The 22,267-nt window shown below is 55.5% G+C and carries 10 protein-coding genes and 1 other RNA gene; 2 read left to right on the top strand and 9 right to left on the bottom strand.

All coding sequences use genetic code 11. The features are described 5' to 3' along the window. Positions 1 to 165 precede the first annotated feature (165 nt). From ssrA to smpB, 6 genes are all read right to left on the bottom strand, one after another. Positions 166 to 528: a transfer-messenger RNA gene (gene ssrA / locus ACLD4K_RS17810) on the bottom strand. A 71-nt stretch (positions 529 to 599) separates the two neighbouring features. Further along, complete coding sequence (locus tag ACLD4K_RS17805) at positions 600 to 1,763, bottom strand: HlyD family type I secretion periplasmic adaptor subunit (protein ID WP_411012253.1); 1,164 nt, start codon at positions 1,761 to 1,763, stop codon at positions 600 to 602. A 7-nt stretch (positions 1,764 to 1,770) separates the two neighbouring features. Next, the gene (locus ACLD4K_RS17800) at positions 1,771 to 3,951 is read right to left on the bottom strand and encodes a type I secretion system permease/ATPase (RefSeq protein ID WP_411012250.1); all 2,181 of its coding nucleotides are present in this window, start codon (positions 3,949 to 3,951) and stop codon (positions 1,771 to 1,773) included. Continuing rightward, entirely contained in the window at positions 3,948 to 5,357 is a 1,410-nt protein-coding gene (locus ACLD4K_RS17795; RefSeq protein ID WP_411012249.1) for a TolC family outer membrane protein, read from the bottom strand. The genes ACLD4K_RS17800 and ACLD4K_RS17795 overlap by 4 nt, the downstream gene beginning before the upstream one ends. Positions 5,358 to 5,421: 64 nt before the next feature. Further along, on the bottom strand, positions 5,422 to 16,896 hold the full coding sequence (bapA, locus tag ACLD4K_RS17790) for a biofilm-associated protein BapA (RefSeq protein ID WP_411012248.1): 11,475 nt from the start codon (positions 16,894 to 16,896) through the stop codon (positions 5,422 to 5,424). Between the two features lie 614 nt (positions 16,897 to 17,510). Further along, on the bottom strand, positions 17,511 to 17,993 hold the full coding sequence (gene smpB / locus ACLD4K_RS17785; RefSeq protein ID WP_001518569.1) for an SsrA-binding protein SmpB: 483 nt from the start codon (positions 17,991 to 17,993) through the stop codon (positions 17,511 to 17,513). Between the two features lie 188 nt (positions 17,994 to 18,181). Here smpB and ACLD4K_RS17780 point away from each other — a divergent pair, with 188 nt between their 5' ends. Further along, positions 18,182 to 18,619 (top strand): type II toxin-antitoxin system RatA family toxin, encoded by a 438-nt coding sequence (locus tag ACLD4K_RS17780; RefSeq protein ID WP_001537508.1) that lies wholly within the window; start codon positions 18,182 to 18,184, stop codon positions 18,617 to 18,619. Beyond that, positions 18,609 to 18,899: an RnfH family protein gene (locus ACLD4K_RS17775; RefSeq protein ID WP_079981851.1), complete on the top strand. Its 291-nt coding sequence runs from the start codon at positions 18,609 to 18,611 to the stop codon at positions 18,897 to 18,899. Before ACLD4K_RS17780 ends, ACLD4K_RS17775 begins: the two co-directional genes overlap by 11 nt. Positions 18,900 to 19,064: 165 nt before the next feature. Here ACLD4K_RS17775 and bamE read toward each other — a convergent pair whose 3' ends face one another. From bamE to nadK, 3 genes are all read right to left on the bottom strand, one after another. After that, positions 19,065 to 19,403 (bottom strand): outer membrane protein assembly factor BamE, encoded by a 339-nt coding sequence (gene bamE / locus ACLD4K_RS17770; protein WP_131046461.1) that lies wholly within the window; start codon positions 19,401 to 19,403, stop codon positions 19,065 to 19,067. A gap of 148 nt (positions 19,404 to 19,551) precedes the next feature. Further along, on the bottom strand, positions 19,552 to 21,213 hold the full coding sequence (gene recN / locus ACLD4K_RS17765; protein ID WP_000880965.1) for a DNA repair protein RecN: 1,662 nt from the start codon (positions 21,211 to 21,213) through the stop codon (positions 19,552 to 19,554). Positions 21,214 to 21,298: 85 nt separating this feature from the next. Further along, positions 21,299 to 22,177 carry an NAD(+) kinase gene (nadK, locus tag ACLD4K_RS17760; protein ID WP_001059155.1) on the bottom strand — a complete coding sequence of 293 codons (879 nt, stop codon included), beginning with the start codon at positions 22,175 to 22,177 and terminating at the stop codon, positions 21,299 to 21,301. Positions 22,178 to 22,267: the final 90 nt, after the last annotated feature.

Below are 22,267 nucleotides of genomic sequence, written 5' to 3'. Positions count from 1 at the left end.
ATTGGTACACGTTTAATGGCCCACAGTATAGCGTGTACCTAAACGTGTACCAATTTTCTCTGGATTTAGCCGGATGTTCTCGGACAACGACAGACACAAAAAAGCCCGCAGGGCTTGTGCTGTGCGGGCTTTCTGTACTTCACCGGACGTATCCGGATTATCATTTGGTGGAGCTGGCGGGAGTTGAACCCGCGTCCGAAATTCCTACATCCTCGGTACTACATGCTTAGTCTGTCTTTACATTCGCCTGGCACCTGCGGACGGACACGCCACTACCAGACTAGCCTGATTCGTTTTAACGCTTCAACCCCAGGCAGGGCATCCGCGCGATCTCTTTTGGGTTTGACCTCTCTTGATCCCCGTCCTAAGAGCGGAGGCTAGGGAGAGAGGGCTCTAAGCAGGTTATTAAGCTGCTAAAGCGTAGTTTTCGTCGTTTGCGACTATTTTTTTGCGGCTTTTTACGAGGCCAACCGCCCCTCGGCATGCACCTTGGGTTTCGCAAATCCCGTCGAATCCAGAATCAGCCCCAATGTGTAAGGTAAGTATAACAGACTTGTGACACGCGTGACCAGCCCCCGTATCTTCTTATCTTCAACGATTTACCGCTCGCGTAGCGCTTCTTTCGCGCGATTAAACGGTTTGATTAAATAGTCGACAATGGTTTTTTCACCAGTTTTGATATCCACCGTGGCGATCATGCCTGGAACAATCGAAAAACGGCGTCCTGATTTATTTTGTAGATAGTCCTGGTGGGTGCGGATAAACACGCGATAGTAGAAAATTTCCGGTTTCACTTTATCCTGAATGGTGTCTGGTGAAATGGTCTCCACCACGCCGTCAAGCCCGCCGTAAATGGCGTAATCATAAGCGGTAATTTTAACCAATGCGCGTTGGCCGGGATGAATAAAGGCGATATCACGTGGCGAAAGGCGGGTTTCAATCAACAGACGATCGTCTACCGGCACTATCTCCATCATCTCGCCGTTAGGCGGGATCACGCCGCCAATCGTCGTGACCTGGATATTTTTAACAATGCCGCGTACCGGCGAACGCACGGTGAGGCGGGTGACGGAATCCTCGCGTCCTTTTAAAATGGCGGAGAGCATATCGACCTCAGCGTTCGCTTTCGATAACGCTTCGCGTGCCTGCACATAATATTGTGAGCGCAGATCGGTAATTTTTAAGCCTAAATCGCTTTTTTGTCGTTGCAGCCGTAGCACTTCAACATGACTGGCCGCGCCGCTTTTCTCCAGCCGCTGGGTAATGGCCAGCTCTTTATTAACCGACGCCAGCGCATCCCGTAGCTCGGCTTCGGTATCGGCCAACTGCGCGCGGCGGCTTTTATAGAGACGCGTCTCTGCGGCAATCAGATCCGGCCAGCCGTTCAGCTCAGCGGGGAAGACTAGAGGTAAGTCGCTGACTTCCGCAGTTAACCGTGCGCTGGAGGCGAGTGACGCGCGATATTTTGCCGCACTTTCACCCACATTGGACGCCAGACGCGTCGGATCAAGCCGGGCGACAATTTGGTTAGCCTGAACTCTGTCGCCTTCCCGCACCGTCAACTGCGCCAGAATGCCGCCATCCAGCGACTGCAGAACCTGTTCGCGTGAACTGGGGATCACTTTCCCGTTGCCGGTGGAAACCTCATCCAGTCGGCCAAACCACGCCCAGATGCCGAGAATGAGAAATAACAGTGAGCTGATCAGAACAATACGACCCGCGCCGGAAAACGCCCGTTCACGCTGAATATCGGGATCGTCCATCGCGGCATCATGCTGATTGGTTTTCATTTTTCCACTCCCGACGGTGACTTTGCATCCGATCCGCGTTAAGCGCCTGCGCTTTTGGCGCGTCCATCACCAGTTGCCCTTCTTTCAGGACAACGACACGCTCAACCAGCTCCAGTATTGGTACCCGGTGCGTCGCGACAACCAGGGTACGGTTGCCAAGCCACTGATGTAACCGCTGAATAAACTCTCGTTCCGTATGCTCGTCCAGCGAGGCGCTGGGTTCGTCAAGTAGCACAATATTGGGGGAGCGCAGCAGCATTCTCGCCAGCAACAGGGACTGACGCTGCCCGCCGGACAGGCCGTTACCACCCTCCATAATGGGATGATCCAACCCTTTTGCCAGCCGCCTGACGAAGACGGCGCCGCCGCTGACTTCGAGCGCGTCAAAAATCTGTTCATCGTTGGCGTGCGGCGCGCCGAGCGTCAGGTTCTCTCGTAGGGTGCCGAAGAAAAGCCGCGCGTTCTGGCTAAGAAAGCCGATGTTGCGGCGTAAATCCGCCATATCGATGTGCGACAAGCTGAGATTATCAAGCCGGGCATCTCCCTGAATCATCTCCAGGCCGCCCGCCATCGCCTGTAAAAGTGTGGATTTACCCGCGCCGTTACGCCCCAGTATCGCAATCCGCTCGCCTGGCATGATCTCCAGACGCACGAGGCGCAGCGGTATGCGTTGATCGTCGTTATGGTAACGAAACTGAGCGTTTTCAAAGAGGTAATGCCCGTGGAGGATGTCGCGGTGTATCAGGCTATCGTCATGCTGTGTCTCGGTGGGCAGTTGCATAATGTTGTCGAGACCCATCTTCGCCGCTTTCACCTGCTGCCAGCGCGCCAGCACGCCGCACAGGTTAGCCATTGGCGCGATCATCCGCGAGCCGAGCATCGACGCGGCGACCACGGCGCCGGTAGTCATACTGCCTTCAATGACCATCGGCGCGCCGAACATAATCACCGCGGCATACACCAGACTTTGTACCGACATCCCCCAACTGATAAGCCCTTGCGTGAGTTTGCGGGTGCGTAGACCCGACTCGCCGGTAATACGGATATAGCTATTCCACTGCTGAAGAAAGCGGTTCTCCGCCTGCATCAGTTTAATATCTTCCAGCCCCTGAACGCTTTCGACCAAGACTGCATTGCGTAGCGTCGCTTCGTGGGCGGCCTGGTTGGCGAGGACAGCCAGTTTTTTTTGCAGTGCCACGCCCGGCAGGATCATCAGCAGAGCCGCCACGGGCGCTATCCATGCCAGCGGTGGGGCAATAATCGCCAGGACTATCATAAACAGGAAAAAGAAAGGCAGATCGACAATGGTCGCCAGCGTTGAAGAGGTAATCATCTCGCGGATTTGCTCCAGTTCGCGTAACTGCGAGATAAAACTGCCGGTGGAACGGGGGATAGCGCTGTTGCGCAGCCTTAACGCATGACCAAATACCCGATCGGAAATGCGCATATCGGCGCGTTTACCGAGCACGTCCATAATGTGCGTACGCGCTTCACGCAGCAGAAAACCGAACAGCACCGCTACCAGCACGCCGAAGGAGAGAACGTACAGGGTAGGATATGACTGAGCGGGGATCACCCGATCGTAAACCTGCATAGAGAACACAATCCCGGCCAGCGACAGCACGTTAATCAGAAAGGCGGCGACCATTACCGGTAAATAAGGGCGAATATCCTGCAGAACCAGCTCGCGCATCCAGTCGGGTTTAAAGCGGGAGATATAGCGATCGACGCGGCTATCCTTGAGCGCCGATAGCGGGCGTAGCGCGGCAACATAGAAGATCTCCGGCAATAACTCGCTGAGCGTCAGGCGGTTACGCTGACCCTCTTCTTCAATCACAAAAACGTCTACCGCATCTTCGCCATTAACATGTTCGATGACCAATAACTGCCCGTCCCGGAGCTCGACAACCAACGGCAATCGCCACTGACTAAATGCCGTTTTGTCTATGTCCGGCGCATGAAAGGATAAACCCGCCTGCCGCGCGAGCTGCGTTAAGGCGGTCGTTCTGCTTTTACCCCTAAGCCACGGGGCGTTGGCCTGAATTGAACCGGGAGAGCAGGCAACGCGATAATGACCGGCGACATGGCTGATGGCCTGCGCCCATTGGCTCAGCGCGCGCTCACTGAGTACCTCTTCTACATCGGGGGCGGCGCGGGTCATGGCTGGATCTCCACGGATTGAATGCTGCGATGATTTAACGCGAACGCCTGACGAAGCGCGCCGGTGTTATACAGACAGTTCAGTTGCAACTGATGCAACTGGCTTTCCGTTTGCAGTTCGGCAAAACGCGCCTGGTAAACTTCCTGTTCCGCATTAAGCACGTCGAGCAGCGGGCGGGAACCGAGGTCAAGGTATTGCTGCTGATACAGTTCGCGCGTGCGTTCGCTAAGCTGCTGTTGCCGACGAAGGATGTGTAACGCGCTGGTAAGACTCATTGCCTGGCTGCGCGCCTCCATCAGTTTCTGGCGGACATCAAGCCGGGTGCGCTGAATGGTCGACTGAGCCGCGTCTACCGCATGGCTGGCGGCGTTGCGTCGGGCAGTCAGCCCTCCGCCCTGATAAAGCGGCATCTCAACTTTTACCCAGGTGGAATACTGGGTTTTATCCAGCACTTCATGACTGGGATATTTATCATTAAGATAATGTTGTACGGAAGGTTCGAGCGAAATCGTCGGCGTCATTTGCGCGCTGGCATAGTCCAGATTCGCCCGCGCAACGTTGGCCTGCGCCCAGGCGGCCAGTACCGCGGGCACCAGTCGATCGTCGGGAGTCGCCGTCTCACAGCTGCGAGCGAGTTTCGCCGGGAAGTCATTATTGATGCCGTTAAGCGAATTCCAGCCCAGCCAGCTCATCAGTGAGGCTTTCGCACTGTCGAGATTGGCCTGATACTGCGCCAGTTGCGAGCGGGCGGATTCGATTCTGGCTTCGGTTTGCACTACGTCAGAGAGCGACGTAGCGCCTTCATCGCTGCGCTGCCGGATAAGTTTACCGATGCTGTCCAGCGCGACGAGCTGTTCTTCCGCCGCTTCTACCATTTGCTGCCAGCTCTGCGTTTGTACAATGGCGTTGGCGGTTTCGTGCGCGACGGTATCAATACTGAGCAACACATTGGCCTGTTGCTGCGCTGCGCCTGCGGTTTCGGCGCGAACCTGGCTTGCCACTTTGCCGAAGTCATAAAGCATTTGCGATACCGACAGCACCAGCGAGGGGCTATACCCGTGATCGGTGTAGGTATTGCTGTACCCATTGTTCACGCCAGCGCTGACTTGCGGATAATATTTCGATTTGGCGACCTCTATTTGTTCATTCTGTGCGAGCAGTTTGCCGACGGCTTCGCGAATAGAAGGATGCCAGTTAACGGCGCGATTGACCGCGTCATTGAGCGTCAGGTTGCCCGGCGCGGCGGCGCTGAGCGGCAACTCAGCGGCGGAGCCATCCAGCGAAGGGAGCATCTGGTCCGTTGCTAATCCTTCGGATGTAATCATTGGCGGCGCTTCTGCGCCCCGGGGCTGGTGATGAAACAAAGCAAATGCCAGTACGATGGCGACAGGCGCGACTCTTCCCATAGTTTATCCCTTTTAAATATCACCGCTTGTTGCCCCGAACGTCGTGGCGTTCGGGGCTTTTTTATCAACCGCCGGTTATCAGGTGGTTGTTCTGCAACAGATCATTTAGCGTGAGCTGCACATTCTCCAGAGTGACAAGGTCAGTGGATTTAAACGCGCTGCTGGCGCCGTCGCGATCGACGGATATCACCGTATTGGCACCGCTGGTATGAACCTGAACAAAGTTACCCAGCGTTGCCGCCTGGTGATCCCAGCCGGTCAGCAGTTCGTGGATATCGATCTTGTCGCCCTGCGCGGTAGAGAAGTTTTGCCAACGATCGGCGCCGTTACCGCCGGTCGCGTCCGCGCCGTTTAACAGGTGGTAAATCAGCGTATCGCCATAGGCGGAGCCGATGAGAACATCGTTTTGGTTGGTACTGACGATTTGCGGCGCCATATCAATGGTTAATGTGGCGCTATCCGTATGACCCATCTTGTCATCCAGTTGATAGGTAAAGACCTCTTTACTGGTAATGGACGACATCGCGACGCCATTATTCAGGGTGTAGGTGTAGGCACCATCAAGGTTAATTTGCAATGTGCCGTAATGTCCCTGAATCGTGGCGCTGGTGGTATTCGCCGCGGCGTCCAGCGTGGCGGCGCTGCCGTTATACCCGCTAATGCTCAGGCGGGTATTCACCGTATTAAGCTGATCCATCGCCCCCGCCGCATCGCTGCCGTCAAAAATATTGCCGGGAACGGTATGCGTTCCGGACGTTTCAAAATTATCCAGATCGACGGTGGTGCCGATGACGCGTGGCGTGATCGTCGCCGCCCCGGCCAGGGTATTGGTGCCGGTAAAGTTAAGCGTGTACGTTCCGGCATCCAGCTCCAGGCCGCTCAGGTTGACGGTCACCGTCGCGCTGCCCAGCGTGATATTCGCCACCGGAACGGTTCCGTTGCGTATGACGGTCCCGTTCTCCTGAATGGCCCAGCTAATATTCAGATTGCCCAACGTAATGAGCGTGGAGACATCAAAGACCAGTGACGCGCCTTTAAGTACGGTGCCCGTTGCAACGTCAAAGGTGCCGCTCCCGCTGCCCGATTTGCCGAGTAGCCCCCAACTGGCGCTGCCGACGCTGGAGTCCAGCCAGGCTGCGGTATCCTGAAGCGTGGCGACGCTAAGGGTATCGCTGACATCATTAATCGCATCCAGCGCCCTGGCGGTTGGCGTGATATTGAGCGAGGCCGTATCGGTATCGCCGTTTGGTGCTTTGACCGTATAGATAAAGCTGTCCGGCGTTTTAATGCTGTCGGCACCGACGCCGTTCTTCAGCGTGTAGGTATAGTTGCCTCTTGCGTCAATAATGAGCGAGCCATACAACCCGTTTACCTCCGTTGTGCCGGTCGCCGCAATCGCCACGCCGTTTACTTCAGTGAGGAGGGCGTCCGTAGGGGCGACATCATTGGTCAGTACGTTGCCGGTGGTGTTAGCGGTGATACTGTCAACGGCATAGGTGTGGTCCTGGGAAATCGCCAACGTATAGCCAGTGAGGACGCTAATGCCGCTGGCGGTATTCAGCACGAACAGGTATTCGCCGCCAGGCAACGTCAGGGTCAGCGGCTGGGACTGTCCGGCTAACAGCAAGGTGTTAATCCAACCCTTTTGCACCCGGAACTGCTCATATTGCTGAATGGCATCGTTGAAGCGATAAACGTACAGATCGAACGTGGAAACCAGTGAGACGCCGCCGACGGTTCCCTGTAACGTCATGGTTCGCGTAGCGCCTTCTTCAACGTTAAAGATGATCGGATTAGTCATATCATCAAGCAGATTCGCGTTCAGTACATTACCAAGTCCGACGCTTAATACCGTGACGCCGCTTTGTGTCGAGGGACCGTTGTTGACGTAGCTAACGTGAGTATCAAAGACCAGTGAGGCGTTATTGTCTGTCGCTATCACGCTGCCCGGTACAGGCGCGGGACCCAGATTGATAACCAGTTGCGCGGCGCTGCTACCGACGCCATTCTGGGTGATGGTGTAGGTGAAGCTCTCTTTATGTCCGTATCCCGCCGTGGGCTTAGTCAGCGTGTAGGTGTAACTGCCATCCTGATTAATGTGCAGCGTGCCGTATTGTCCCAGGATATCCACGCCGCCCGCGCCGACCGGCGTACTGACGCCGTTGGCGTTGGTGATGGCGGTGACCGTGGTGCCCGTCGGGGCGGTATCATCAGCCATGACGTTGCCGGTACTGATGGTTGGCCCGCTAATAATACCTGCGCTGGTCTGGTGTACATCGACATCCAGGCTGGTATATGACCCGGTGGCGAGCAGACTGGTGTTATAAGTGAGTACCCGGTACTGGCCTTCGCCCAGTCCGCTCAGGTTCAGGGTAACGCCGCTCCCGGTCAGGGTAAGCAAATTCGCGAAGTCGCCAACGGCGGTGTTGACGATCGTCGTCCAGGCGCCGAGGCTGGTGTCGTAGCGCTGTACCACAATCTCCTGAGTACTGAGCAGCGAAAGCACGATTCCCGTTGCGGCGGCATCGATGGTGACGTCGCCCGTACCACCTTCAGCAATGGTGAACTCAACCTGAGCGGTATCGTTACCCAAAACCGAGGCGACATTGCCAAGCGCGCCAACCAGCAGCAGGCCGTAATCCGAATAATTTTGCGTGCTGGTGACGGCGGTAGAGGTCAGATCAAGGCTGGTGATGTTATCCCTTGCCGCCAGCGGCAGAACCGGCGCGGTAATGCCTAACGTGCCGGAGGCGTTACCCGCAGCGTCAGTCGCCGTCACGTTAATGAGTTGACCTTCAATTTGTTTTGTCGGCAAGGTGAGAGACCATGCGCCGTTGCTGCCGGCGGTGGTGGTGAGCGTCACGCCGCCCGCCAGCGTGACGGTTACGGTGCTGTTTGCCTCAGCCAGCCCGGAAAGTGAACCGCCATCGGCGCTGAGCGTACCTGACGGCGTACCGGGTGCCAGCGTATCGACAATCACCGTCGCGGCGGTGGAGACGCTGCCTGTACCGTTGGCGTTAGTTGCGGTAGCGGTGAAGGCGTGGCTGCCTTCGGTCAAATTGCCTGTCGGGGTAAAGCTCCAGTTTCCGCTGGCGTTCGCCGTAGTGGTGCCGAGCAGCGCCCCGTTGTTATAAATGCTCACCGTGGCGCCCGCCTGAGCGGTACCATTCAATGTGGGTTGTGCGTCATTAGTGACCTGACCGTTGGCGATAGCGCCGGTATAAATACCCACATCATCCACTACGTTGGTGATGATCGGTGCTTCCGGCACGCGCGTATCGGGCGCGGTAAATCCGGCGGCAATGCCAGTGTTGCCTGCTTTATCCTGGGCAAATGCCAGTAGCGGCTGACCATTGGTCTGCGCGGGCGTGAGTGTGGCGGTGAAGCTGCCTGTACCGTCGGCGGTGGCGGTTCCCAGTACCACACCAGTCTCAGAGGTAATTGTCACTGTACTGCCTGCTTCTGCGGTGCCCGTCACCCGATTACCGGTAGTATTGATGACCAGGTTGCCGGGCGCGCCGGGCGCAATGGTATCCACGATAATTGTTGTCGATGGCGAAGCGGCGCTAACGTTGCCAGCCGCATCGGCGGCGCTAACGCTATAGGCGTGACTTCCCTGGCCGAGCGCGGCGGTTGGCGTCCAGCTCCAGTTGCCGCTGGCATTGGCGTTCACCGTCGCGACCAGCGCGCCATTATCGAAGATGCTTACCGCGCTGTTGGCTTCCGCAGTACCGTTGAGCGTCGGCTGTGTGTCATTGGTCGATTGTCCATTGCCAATGGCGCCGGTATTGTTCGGGACATCATCAACGATGCTGGTTATAAGCGGAACCGTTGGCGCAAGGGTATCGACCACGATAGTAAAACCGCTGGTGGCCGGGCTAATGTTGCCTGCCGGGTCGGTGGCGGTCACTGTTAATGTGCGCGTGCCGTCGTTTAACCCTGTCGTTGGCGTGAAGCTCCACGCGCCGCCCGCGTTAGCCGAGGTGACGCCAAGCAGAGTGTTGCCATCATAGATACTGATCACGCTGCCCGCTTCGGCAGTGCCGTTCAGCGTGGGGCGGTTATCATTGGTTATCTGACCATTAGCGAGATTTCCTGTGACCCCGCCCGCGACGTCATCCACCACGGACGTCAGGATCGGCGTCTGCGGCGCGGTGGTATCGACCGTCAGGGTGAAAGCCGTACTGTTCGGGCTGCTGTTTCCTGCGGCATCGGTGGCGACGGCGGTGATGACGTGCGTTCCGCTTGCCAGCGCTGAGGTGGAGACGCTCCACGCGCCGTCAGGCTGAGCCGTTGTCGTGCCAATAACCGTACCATTTTCATAGAGCGTGATCGTGGCGCCGGCTTCTGCGGTGCCGCTGAAGGTTGGCGTAGGATCGTTGGTATTTTGGCCGTTCGCGATCGTGCCGAGGCCTGGCGCCTGATCGTCACTGACTGATGTGATTACCGGCGTCAGCGGCGGCGTGGTATCGACGACGAAATTAACGCTGTCTGAAACGGGACTGGCGTTGCCTGCGGCATCAACGGCAATGGCGGTAATTACATGGTTGCCCGTCGCCAGAGAGGCATCGGGCGTGTAGCGCCAGCTACTGCTATTGTCGGCGGGAATTTCAGCCAGCAGCGTGCCGTTATCGTAGAGACGAATAGTTGTGTTGGCTTCACGGGTGCCGCTAATGACAGGGCGCGCCTCGTCTGTGATCTGCCCTGAACTCAGATTGCCGGTAATGGGGCCCGTACCGTCGTAGACCGTATCAATAACAGGCGCGGCGGGAGCCGTGGTATCAATAGTAAACGAGCGTATTTCGGACGCGGCGCTGGTATTGCCTGCCGCATCGGTTGCTGTCGCCGTCAGGTTCCAGACGCCCGCGCCCAGCGAGGTAGACGGTGTAAAGCTCCAGCTACCGTTGGCCTGAACTTGCGCTGTGCCGACCAGTGCGTTGCCATTATAAATCGAGATGGTTGCACCCGCCTCACCGGTACCCGAGAGCGTCGGTCGGGTTTCGTTCGTCGAGCCGCCGTTGGGGACGATGCCCGTTACCGGCGCCGTATTGTCTGCCACGCTGGCGATAACCGGCGCGGCGGGCGGTGTGGCGTCAATCGTCAGCACAAATCCGCTGGACACCGCGCTGCTATTACCCGCCGGATCGGTGGCGCTAAGGGTGAACGTGTGGCTACCGTTTGCAAGCGGCGTCTGCGGCGTGAAACTCCACGTGCCGTCGCTATTCACCGTCGTGGTACCGATGGACGCTGGATTACCGTCAAGATAGACATTAATCGTCGCGCCTGCCTCTCCGCGCCCGTTCAGGGTGGGCGTCGCATCGTTCGTTAGCTGCCCGCTTACCAGGTTGCCGGTAATACCGGGCTGGTCATCCACGACGGAGGTGAGAACCGGGATCGCCGGAGGCGTAATATCGACCACGATCGTCCACGGCGCGGAGACCGCGCTGGTATTGCCCGCCGGATCGGTAGCGCTAACCGTCAGATTATGGCTTCCCTCTGACAAATTGCGGGGCACCGGGAAGGTCCAGCTACCGTTTTCGCCTACCTGAGCCGTACCAAGCGGCGTATCGTTATCAAAAATGGTGATTGTCGCGCCAGGTTCGCCAGTTCCGTTCAGTATTGGCTGCCGATCGTCGGTGGATTGCCCCGGTAACACCGGAACGGTCGGTTGATTGTTATCGTCAATCACGGACGTGATAACCGGCACATCTGGCGCCTGCGCGTCAATGTTCAGCGTAAAGCCGTCCGAAGGCTGGCCGCTATTGCCGGCGGGATCGGTCGCTACGGCGGTAAAGATGTGCGCGTTGCTCTCCAGCGGCGCGTTCGGGGTGAAGCGCCAGTTGCCGCTTTGATCTACCGTGGCGGAACCGATTTCTACGCCGTTATCCAGAATGCGGATGGTGGCGCCTGCTTCTCCCGTTCCGTTGAGCGTCGGGCGTGAATCATTGGTGAGCGCGCCGTTATCCAGCGTACCGGTCATGCCGGGGACATCATCCGTTGCGCTGGTAATAACCGGTTGCGCCGGCGCGCTAAGATCGACAGTGATCCCGACCGGTGCGGACAGGCCGCCCTGGCCATTCGCATTGGTTGCCTGGACGGTGAAGTAATGTGTGCTTTCGCTTAATGGCGTCGCGATCTCAAAGATCCAGTTCCCTCTGGCGTCAACGGTGGCAAAGCCTGCCGAATCGCCATCAATGAAAACTTCAACGGTAGAGCCGATATCCGTGGTGCCGCGCAGTGTCGGCGTGGTGTCGTCCGTGGCGCCGCCCGCCGCAATATTCCCCTGTACGCTCCCGACATCATCTTCAATTGCCGTGATGGCCGGGACGGCGGGCAGACCGCTGTCGGAAGCGGGAAAATTCGTAGCCGGGCCGTTATTTCCCGCGCGATCGATAGCAATTGCCGTCAGCGTACCGCCATCGGTTTGCGCCGGACTGAGCGTAACGACGAATTCACCGGTGCCATTAGCGACAGCGCTGCCGACCAGGGTGCCATCGGCATGATGAATTTCAACGGTAGCGTAAGGATCGGCAAGTCCGGCGACGCGCGTGCCATCGTCGTCCACCGTCTGGACTGTTGGCGCGGGCGGGGCGGTGATATCCACGGTAATGGTGATCGGTTGGGTTTGCGCCGTGGTATTTCCAGCATCGTCAGTCGCGCTGAAGGTTAGCGCATGGCTGGCTTCTGACAATTCGGGCGTATTGAATGTCCAGACCCCGTCGGTGACGAGCGCCGTACCGATTGCCATGCCATTGTCGTAAATCGTGACGGTGCTGCCGTTTTCGCCGCTGCCGTTGATAGTCAGCGTCCGATCGTTAGTAAAGGCACCATCGGTTAATGGCCCGGTCACTGGCGCAACATCGTCAAGGATCTCATTGACGACGGGCGGCTGCAACGGAACGGTGTCGACGGTGAAGGTAAAGCTATTCGATACGCCGCTGCTGTTTCCGGCGGCATCGGCGGCAATGGCGGTCAGGGTGTAGACGCCATCCGGCAACGCGCTGGTCACCGCTAGCGTCCAGTTGCCGGTCTCATCGACGGTGACTACACCCACGACACTACTGCCGTTATAGAGCGTGATCACGCTGCCGATGTCGCCAGTGCCGTGAATGACCGGTGTATTGTCGTCAGTGGTTGCGCCGCTGACAATAGTATCCTGGACTTCGCCGACGTTATCTTCGGCAAAAGTGATAACCGGATTGGCGGGCGCAGTGGTGTCTAGCGTAAAAGTGACTGAGGCGGAAGGTGGACTGATATTGCCCGCTATATCGGTTTCCGTGACGGTAATGGTATAGGTTTCTGGCGTCAGTGCCGCAGGCGTAAAGTTCCAGCTACCGTTATCGCCTACCGTTGTGCGACCAATTTCACTGCCATTATTGTAGAGAATAATCGTGCTGCCGATCTCTCCCGTGCCGCTGAAGGTCGGCGTGGTGTCGTTCGTTGCGCCATTATTGCCGATGTTGCCGATAACCGGCGCGACGTTATCGCTGATCAGCGGCGCGTCAGGCTGCGCTGGAGGCTGGGTATCAAGGGTAACGGAGAAAACGCCGGAGGTGGGGCTACTATTGCCTGCGGCATCCGTGGCGGTGGCCGTCAGGATGTTTAACCCTTCGCTCAGATTACGGGTTAGCGGACAGGTCCAGCTACCCTGTGGATTGACCTGGACGGTAGCCAGTTCTATGCCGTTATTGTACAGGGTGATGATGGCGCCGGGTTCGCCGGTGCCGCTGAGGGTCGGCATACGCTGATTGGTCATACTGCCGTTTGCCAGTAGTACCTCGCCTTCTCCGCCTGTGATGGCGGCTGACACGATCTGCGGCGCATCCGGCGCCTGGGTATCGACGCGCAGGGTAAAGCTGAGAGATTCGGGACTTTCGTTCCCCGCCGGATCGTTGGCGCGAGCGGTCAGAAGGTGGTCGCCGTCGCCCAGCGCGGCAGGCGGCGTAAACTGCCAGCGCCCGTCCGTGCCGACCAGCGCCTGACCTATGGCATTGCCGTTATCGTAAAGGATGATTATGTCGCCTGCGGTGCCGCTACCGCTCAACCGGGGCTGGGATTCCTGGGTAATCTGATTGGTATCAATCGTATTTCCGTCGCCGTCAGCTACGCCGATAACGCCGGGGGCGGCAGGGGCCTGGGTATCAATGGTAATCGTAAAATCGGTCGAAAAAGGCGTGGTGTTGCCGTTACTGTCGCTGGCCGTCACGGTAAAGGTGTAGGTGTCGTCCGCCAGTGGCGAGGCCGTGGTGTAAGCGTAGCTCCAGACGCCGGAATTACCGACGATAATATCCGCTATCCGGGCGCCATTCTGATACAGGTGTACTGTGGAACCCGCTTCACCTGTACCGTTAATCGTTGGCGTGCTGTCGTTAGTGAGCCCCAGATGCGCGACGCTACCGAGAATACCCGGCGCATCATCTGTAATGAAGGTGATTACCGGTTGCTGCGGCGATTGCGTATCGACCACCAGATCGAATGACGCGGCCGGACTGGCATTGCCTTTAGCGTCGGTTGCGATTACGGTCAGTTGATGCGCGCCTTCACCTAAATTTTGCGACGGTGTAAACGTCCAGCCGCCGTTGGGCTGTAGCGTGGCGAGTCCCAGCGAAACGCCGTTATCAAAAATTTCGACACGCGCGCCAGCCTCCGCCGTACCGCTAAGGGTGGGGCGGTTGTCGTTGGTGGTTTGTCCGTTAACCAGTGGCCCGGTGAAGCTTTCAACATCGTCCAGCACCTGAGTGATAATGGGCTTATCCGGGGCGGTGATATCGGGCGCTTGCGCTGTGGTTGGCGGGCTGACGTTGTTGGCGCTGTCGGTGGCGGTGACGGTAACCTGTTCGCCGTTGGTCTGTGCGGGGGCGAGGGGAAGGGTAAAATGACCTTCGCCATCTGCTTTGCCGCTGCCGAGCGGCGTGCCGTCCGGCGTGGCGATCGTGATGGCGCTACCCGGTTCGGCGGTGCCGCTGATACTGGCGCCATCCTCACTAATTACCACGTTTTTCGGCATTTCCGGCGCGGTACTGTCCGGCGCGATAACCGTCGCGGCGGCGCTTTCGTTTTTCGCGACATCGGTAGCGGTAGCGATAAGCGCCTGGCCGTTAGTCTGCGCCGGATTCAGCGGAACGATAAATTGTCCGTTGCCGTTAGCGACGGCGCTGCCAAGTACAGTGTTGCTACTGTCGCGGATAGTTACCGTTGCCCCGGCTTCCGCCTGACCGCTTACGGACAGACCATCGGTCGCCACGATAAGGCCGCCCGGTGCCGCAGGCGCAGTTTTATCCGGCGCGTTCAGCGTTTCTACCGGACCGCTATTCGCGGCTTTATCGGTAACGCTAATGCTTAATGTTTCGCCGTTAATTTTCGCCGGGCTAATACCTATTGAGAAGGTACCGTCGTCGCCTGCCGTTCCACTACCAAGCGTATTTCCCAGACTGTCTTTGATAACCACAGTACTGCCAGCTTCCGTAATGCCGGTAAGTCTGTCGCCGACGTCGCTAACCGCCAGGCCTTCCAGCACCGGCGGCTGCGTGTCGATATCAATGGTAAAGGAGACAGACTGCCCGCTGGTGCCGCGATCGTTGGTCGCGGTAGCGGTAAAGACATGGTCGCCATCGGCAAGTGCCAGCGAGGGGGTAAAGCTCCATTTGCCGTCAGCGTCAGCGACAATGGGCGGAAAGGTCGGTACAGGAAAGCCATTATCGCTAATCGATATCGTACTGCCTGGTTCAGCAGTACCGCTGAGGGTTGGGCGGTTATCATCTGTGGCATCGCCATTTTTCAGCAGCCCGGTAACGGCGCCAGCGTCATCCGTCACGGTAAGGATAGTCGGCTGGGCAGGATACTGTGAGTCAGAAGCGGTAAACTCCGTGGCGGGGCCGATGTTACCGACGGCGTCCTGAATACGCGCTTCCAGACGCTCGCCGTGGGTCTGGGCCGGATTCAGCGTGATGCTGAAGAGATTATTTTCTCCGGTAATCGTGGAGCCCAGGTAATTTCCCGCCGGGTCATAGATCGACACGGTACTACCAGCTTCAGCGGTACCGCTAACGGTTGTGCCGTCTTTCGCGACATTATCAATGGTAGCGGCGTCCGGCGGCGTGGTGTCCACAATGATAGTAGGCGTTGTCGTCACGCCGCTCGTGTTTCCGGCTTTGTCGCTTTGTTCGACGGTAAAGGTATGTTCGCCATCGCTTAACGGCGTAGTCGGCGTTAAGGTCCAGCGTCCATTTTCGTCTACGGTAGCGCTGCCGATAACGGTTGATCCCTCTTTAATCGTGATGGTATTGCCTGCCTCTCCCTGCCCGGAAAATAGCGGTTTTGCCTCGTCAGTCCGGTCATTATTCTGTAGCGGCCCGGTGAGCAAACCGGTGTTATCGGCAATCAGTTCAACGCGTGGGGCATCGGGGCTGAGTGTGTCGATAGTCAGCGTAAAGCTGGCTGATTCGCGACTTTCGCCTTTAACGTTAGTCGCAATGGCGGTGAAATGATTTTCCCCATCCGCTAGCGCGTTGGTAATGGCAAAATGCCAGTTTCCGCTGGTATCAACCGTTGTTGAGCCTATTTCCTGACCATTGGCGTAAATATGGATGACTGTGCCTGCGCTGCCGGTTCCCTCCAGAGTGGGGGTATTGTCGTTCGTAAACTGGTTATTGCTCAGCGTGCCGGTGAGGGGAACGGCATCATCGATAGCGGCGGTGATAACCGGTGTATCGGGGAGAGGAATGTTGGGCGCATCAATGGTTGCGGATGGGCCGGTATTGCCGGCATCGTCAGTCGCGGTCACGGTAAGTTGTTCGCCGCTAAGCTGTGGCGCTGTCAGATCAATACTAAATTTACCGTCGCTATCCGCTTTGCCCTCGCCAACGACGTTGCCTGAGGGAGCTTTGATGGTAATGGTACTGCCCGCTTCGGCCTCGCCGCTCACCGTTTTTCCGTCCGCTGAAATCAACAATTTGCCGGGAGCGAGAGGCGGGGTAGTATCTACAGGATTACTGCTACCTGGAGTATTGCCGTTAGGGTTACTGCCGCCGGGATTGCTGTTATCAGGGGGATTACCGTCAGGATTGGTGTTATCGGGGGGCGGATTATCGCCATCCGAATGATGGTGGGAATCGCCGCCGCCGGAAGACGCGATAGCGGCAATGCCGCCAGCCGCCACCGCGCCAGCCAGTACCCACGGCCAAACGGCGCCGCCTGCTTCATGGGAAGCGCCGGAAGTGACCAGCAGCTCATTAATATCAGCGATTTGTTCAAAATGTAGCCCGGCTTGCGGATTTTCTACCCACCATAACGTGCCATCGTTTTCCGCCAGTACTAACTGGCTTGCGCCCAGATCGTTGGTAACGTAAAAGTTTTTAATCGTGATCGTTTCGCCGGAATGGAGCGTCACCACCAGATCCTGATTAATGCGCGTAAGTTGACTAATTTCATCCCGGGCCACTGATAATTTAACAATTGACGGGGCGTTAAGAGTGACCGCAGAGGATTCCACAGTGGTGGAGACGCCAGTCAATTTCGAAACCACGGCGAGTAGACGCATAAATTAGCTCCTGATGAATTTGCTCTGTGTATTAATTAACGGGCACGACGTTCAGGGCAAAATGCGTAGACGAGCCTTCCCGTTCATCGTGAGAGATGAATTTCCGTAGCCATATTCTTTTTTATGAGCGTAGGTGAAGGTCTGGTTTTCTCGTCGAATAACCCTTTGTTTTTTGTGCCTGACTAGTGCTTTCGTATTAGATGATATAGTCAGAAAAAAAACTTTCTGCAAATTAAGATCTATTGATAAAGGTGTTAGTGCGCCTAAAATATAACGGAGTTTGTGTTAAGGAGAGGTGGGGTGGGCTAACAACGCATGATGATTTTTTATTTATCTTTATGTTTTATAATGAATTTTAATTTCTGCTTCTTTTTCTTTTGTAACATGAAAACAATACCTTTTGTGAAGGTATTCAGCGATATTAAATTTTAAAAAAATCATTTGAAGTATTGTGTTATTAGGCTATAAAAATTTTTTAAACAAAGAATATATTCTTTTTGTGGTATTTATTGCTATTGATAAGCGTCAGACACAGAGAATATATTTTCGAGGCATGCATGAGATATGAATATTGACCAGCTTCATACTGAGAAGCTGGTCACAAAAAATGTCTATTATCGACCTGCATTTTTCATAATGCGTGCTTTATCCAGTTGCCACTCACGTTCTTTAAGATCGGAACGTTTATCATGTTGTTTTTTACCTTTCGCCACGCCGATCTTCACTTTGCACCAGGCATTTTTCCAGTACAGAGAAAGCGCGACGACAGTATAACCTTCACGATTAATACGGCCATACAGCGAATCAAGCTCACGCTGGTTTAACAACAGCTTGCGGGTTCGGGTTGGGTCACATACGACATGTGTCGAGGCGACCGCCATCGGCGTAAAGTTTGCGCCAAACAGCCAGGCCTCGCCATCTTTGAGGATAACGTAACTGTCGCCGATATTGGCTTTTCCTGCGCGCAGAGATTTTACTTCCCAGCCTTGCAGGGCGAGACCAGCCTCGAACTCTTCTTCGATAAAGTATTCGTGCCGGGCGCGCTTATTCAGCGCGATGGTGGCTGAGCCCGGTTTATGTGCTTTTTTCTTCGTCATAAGTGTCGTGAATTCATAGGTAATCTGATATCGAAAACACCCCATTACGTCCTGATGAGGTGCAAAAATCTATCTTAGCATGAGTTGGGCTATGCACGCACAATTAAGGCATGACGGTTGGGGACAGCATTTTTTTTACTCGCTGATAAGTGGTATTATTTACACGATTTATGTTGATGGGAATTGCTATGCCTCAGATTAGTCGGACTGCTTTAGTCCCCTACAGTGCGGAACAGATGTATCAGTTAGTGAATGACGTGCAATCGTATCCCCAGTTTTTGCCTGGGTGTGTTGGTAGCCGCGTCCTGGAGTCATCGCCAGCACAGATGACGGCGGCTGTTGACGTGTCGAAGGCGGGTATCAGCAAGACGTTTACGACGCGTAATCAGCTAACGCGTAACCAGAGCATTCTGATGCATCTGGTGGATGGCCCCTTTAAAAAGCTGATCGGCGGCTGGAAATTTACCCCGCTCAGCCCCGAGGCGTGCCGTATTGAGTTTCAGCTTGATTTTGAGTTTACCAATAAACTCATTGAGCTGGCGTTTGGTCGTATATTCAAAGAGTTAGCGTCCAACATGGTGCAGGCGTTTACGGTTCGCGCCAAAGAGGTTTACCGTGCCGGATAAACTTGTGGTTGAAGTGGCTTATGCGCTGCCGGAAAAGCAGTATTTGCAGCGCGTAACGCTGGAGGAGGGCGCGACGGTCGAAGAGGCGATTCGCGTTTCCGGCTTGCTGGAATTGCGCACGGATATCGATCTGGCGAAAAATAAAGTAGGTATCTATAGTCGTCCGGTAAAACTCACCGATACGGTGCAGGATGGCGATCGGGTTGAAATTTACCGTCCCTTAATCGCCGATCCAAAGGCATTACGCCGCCAGCGCGCCGAAAAATCGGCTGGCAGATAATTAGCCTCTTTTGCCGGGTAACGGTGTGAAAGGGGTACCAGACCTGAAGCGCAGGCGTGTCTGTAAGCCAGATAAACGTAGCGCCATCAGGCAAATTCGTACCAAATGGCGGGGGAGAGGTTTGCAGGCCTGATGAACGTAACCTCATCAGGCGGTATCACAAAATTACTTCGTCAACGCCGGTTTGTTATCAATATTGGTTAACACGCCGCTGCTGTTAAAGGTGAGTGTCAGAGTCTGCTGCGTCACGTTCTCGTGTCCTGGCTGCTGACGGAAGACATAAAACCAGGTGTTCGTACCAAAAGGATCGGACATCATCGGCGTGCCTAAAGTATACGCAACCTGTTGTTGCGTCATACCAACACGCACTTTGGCGACATCCGTAGGTGTAAGATAGTTCCCCTGATTGATGTCAGGTCGGTAAACCACTCGCTCCAGAGTGGAACAGCCTGCGGTCAACATCAGGAGTACTGCTGCGGCAGCAGTCAGCGTTTTACAGCGCATAGTGATTGGGTTCCTTTTCGGGCCTGAGCAGTACGTGGCTCATATTAATATGCCGATGATAATAGACCTTTCATCACTTTAAAACCTTTTGCTGTCGGGTCTTACGGCGTTTTTGTTGTGAACTCAGACCTTCGGGAGGTAAAAAAGTTTACGCCGCCAGCAGTTCTTTTGCGTTTGCCAGCGTATTACGCGTAACTTCACTTCCTCCCAACAGGCGGGCCAGTTCCTGTAAACGCGCACGTTTATCCAAAGGTTGCATATGTGTTTCGGTCATTGCCCCGTCTGTTTCTTTACTGACAAAGAAGTGCTGGTGACCGCACCCGGCTACCTGTGGCAGGTGAGTGACGCACATCACCTGAGTGGATTCGCCAAGCTGACGCAGGAGTTTACCGACCACGGCGGCGGTTGGGCCGCTGATGCCAACATCGACCTCGTCAAAAATTAGCGCCGGCGTTTCCATTTTGCGCGCGGTAATCACCTGAATAGCCAGCGCAATGCGCGACAGTTCACCGCCAGACGCGACTTTAGCGATAGGCTGCAGCGGCTGACCCGGGTTTGTCGTCACTTTAAACTCCACGCGATCGGCGCCGTCGTTGCTCAGATGATGCTCATCAAATTTCACGTCGATAGTAAACAGACCGTGCGGCATCGAAAGTAAATGCATACTTTCAGTGATCAACTGCCCCAGCTCCTGGGCGTAAAACTGACGCTGTTGATGCAGCGCTTGCGCCGTTTCCAGCGCTTGTTGGTGATGCTTATTAACCGCCAGCGTTAGCGTTTCCAGCGAATCGGCCTGATCGTCGAGCTGCTGCTGTTCTTCGAGCAGTGACTGATAAAGCTGCGGCAGCGCTTCCGGGCTGACGTGATGTTTTCGCGCCAGAGAAATTTGTTTAGCGATGCGCTGTTCAAGCTCAAACAGGCGATTGGGGTCTAAATCCAGACGCTCGCAATAGTGGCGTAATTCATCGCTGGCTTCAGTGAGTTGGATAGTGGCTTCTTCCAGCATATCCAGGATGCCGGAAAGCTTGCTGTCCATACCCACCAGCTCGCTAACCAGTTGTTTTGCGCTATATAACTGGCTTTGCAGGTTAACGTCTTCGCCGTCCGCGAGTAGCGCCAGAGCGTTCTGGCTGGTCGTAAGCAACTGCCCGCTATTGGCCAGCCGTTTGTACTCTTCGTCAATTTGCTCGAATTCGCCGGCCTGCGGATTAAAGTCGTTCAACTCTTTTAACTGATATTGCAGCAGTTCCGCGCGCGCGGCGCGTTCCTGGCTTTGTTGCTGGTGATGGGCGAGATCGCGGCAGCTTTGATGCCATAATTGGTAGCGGGCAGCCATCTGCTGCGCTAAAGCGGCTTCGTTGGCATAACTATCCAGCAGCGATTTTTGCTGTTCGGGTTTGGTAAGCTGCTGGTGCGCATGTTGACCATGAATTTGAATCAGCAACTGACCGAGCTCGCGCAATTGAGACAGGGGCACAGCGGTGCCGTTAATAAAGCCCCGTGAGCGGCCATCGCTGCTGATAACGCGGCGAAGTAAGCATTCGCGCCCTTCTTCAAGCTGGTTTTCTTCCAGCCAGCGCAATGCCGCAGGCGTGTCTTTCAGCGCAAAGCGGGCACACAAATCGGCGCGGGTCGCTCCGGTACGGACCATATCGGCCTCAGCGCGACCACCCAGACACAGACCCAGGGCATCAATCGCAATAGATTTACCCGCGCCGGTTTCACCAGTAATGACGGTCATTCCGCTCTGAAAATCGATCTCAAGCTCACGAACGATAGCAAAATTGCTGATGGTCAGTTGCGCCAACATAGCTGTTGTCCTGTATGAAAAACCATGACTGTAATTAAATACAGTATAAACTGGTTTTTTATACAGTAAAGAGGCTAACGTAAAATTAGAATAATTTTTTTGACCAACCGAGTTTTGTGCTTAATGTATTGAAATAACTATAGTCTTTGGGATGTATCAGGTTGAGGTGGTAGTCGCAGCGGCGAATCAGCACATCTTCTCCTTCCTGAATAGGCAGCGCTATCTGGCTGTCGCAGCTAATTTCCAGATCGCTACGGCGATGCGAAAAACGCAGACGAATCGTGCTACTGCTGTTAATGACTAACGGGCGCGCCGACAAGGTATGCGGGAACATCGGCACCAGGGTGATGGCATCCAGTGAAGGGGTCAGAATAGGGCCGCCTGCGGAGAGCGAATAGGCGGTGGAGCCGGTCGGCGTAGAAATGATCAGACCATCAGATCGCTGTGAAAAAGCGAATGTTTCATCAATATAAACCTCGAATTCGATCATATGCGCCACTTTTCCCGGATGCAGCACCACTTCATTAATGGCTGTGCTGATACGCTTCTGGCGGTCCTGTTGGCAGACCTGCGCTTCCAGCAGAAAACGTTTTTCGGAGATATAGCGCCCTTCCAGCACATCAGATAATTGTTGCAGGGCGTTGTCCGGATCGAGATCGGTCAGGAAGCCAAGATTACCGCGGTTAATACCAATCACATTGATGTCATAACGCGCCAGAGTACGCGCTGCGCCAAGCATATTGCCGTCGCCGCCCACGACTACCGCCAGATCCGCCTGTTGACCAATTTCCGCCAGCGTGCCGGTTGGCACATTTTTTAGCTGTAATTCGTGGGCGATTTGTTGCTCCACAATGACCTCATAACCCTGATCGCATAGCCAACGGTAGAGCATTTCATGTGTCGTGAGTGCGGTGGGATGACGCGGATGCCCCACAATGCCGATACACTTGAAATGATTATTCATTTTTCTGAGGTCCTTGTAGCGAAGATTGATGACAATGTGAGTACTTCCCTTGAAACCCTGAATCTGATCCCCATAATAAGCGAAGTTAGC

Source organism: Salmonella sp. 741265055_HSA, from assembly GCF_046569525.1.
Taxonomy (GTDB): Bacteria; Pseudomonadota; Gammaproteobacteria; order Enterobacterales; family Enterobacteriaceae; genus Salmonella; species Salmonella enterica.
Note: the sequence above shows the minus strand (reverse complement) of the source record. Positions and strands in the feature narration are given on the sequence as shown.

What these genes read in the sequence shown, in the direction of transcription:
- ACLD4K_RS17805 (WP_411012253.1), bottom strand. Translation starts at nt 1,763, where the DNA reads ATGGACGATCCCGATATTCAGCGTGAACGGGCGTTTTCCGGCGCGGGT.
- ACLD4K_RS17800 (WP_411012250.1), bottom strand. Translation starts at nt 3,951, where the DNA reads ATGACCCGCGCCGCCCCCGATGTAGAAGAGGTACTCAGTGAGCGCGCG.
- ACLD4K_RS17795 (WP_411012249.1), bottom strand. Translation starts at nt 5,357, where the DNA reads ATGGGAAGAGTCGCGCCTGTCGCCATCGTACTGGCATTTGCTTTGTTT.
- bapA (WP_411012248.1), bottom strand. Translation starts at nt 16,896, where the DNA reads ATGCGTCTACTCGCCGTGGTTTCGAAATTGACTGGCGTCTCCACCACT.
- smpB (WP_001518569.1), bottom strand. Translation starts at nt 17,993, where the DNA reads ATGACGAAGAAAAAAGCACATAAACCGGGCTCAGCCACCATCGCGCTG.
- ACLD4K_RS17780 (WP_001537508.1), top strand. Translation starts at nt 18,182, where the DNA reads ATGCCTCAGATTAGTCGGACTGCTTTAGTCCCCTACAGTGCGGAACAG.
- bamE (WP_131046461.1), bottom strand. Translation starts at nt 19,403, where the DNA reads ATGCGCTGTAAAACGCTGACTGCTGCCGCAGCAGTACTCCTGATGTTG.
- recN (WP_000880965.1), bottom strand. Translation starts at nt 21,213, where the DNA reads ATGTTGGCGCAACTGACCATCAGCAATTTTGCTATCGTTCGTGAGCTT.
- nadK (WP_001059155.1), bottom strand. Translation starts at nt 22,177, where the DNA reads ATGAATAATCATTTCAAGTGTATCGGCATTGTGGGGCATCCGCGTCAT.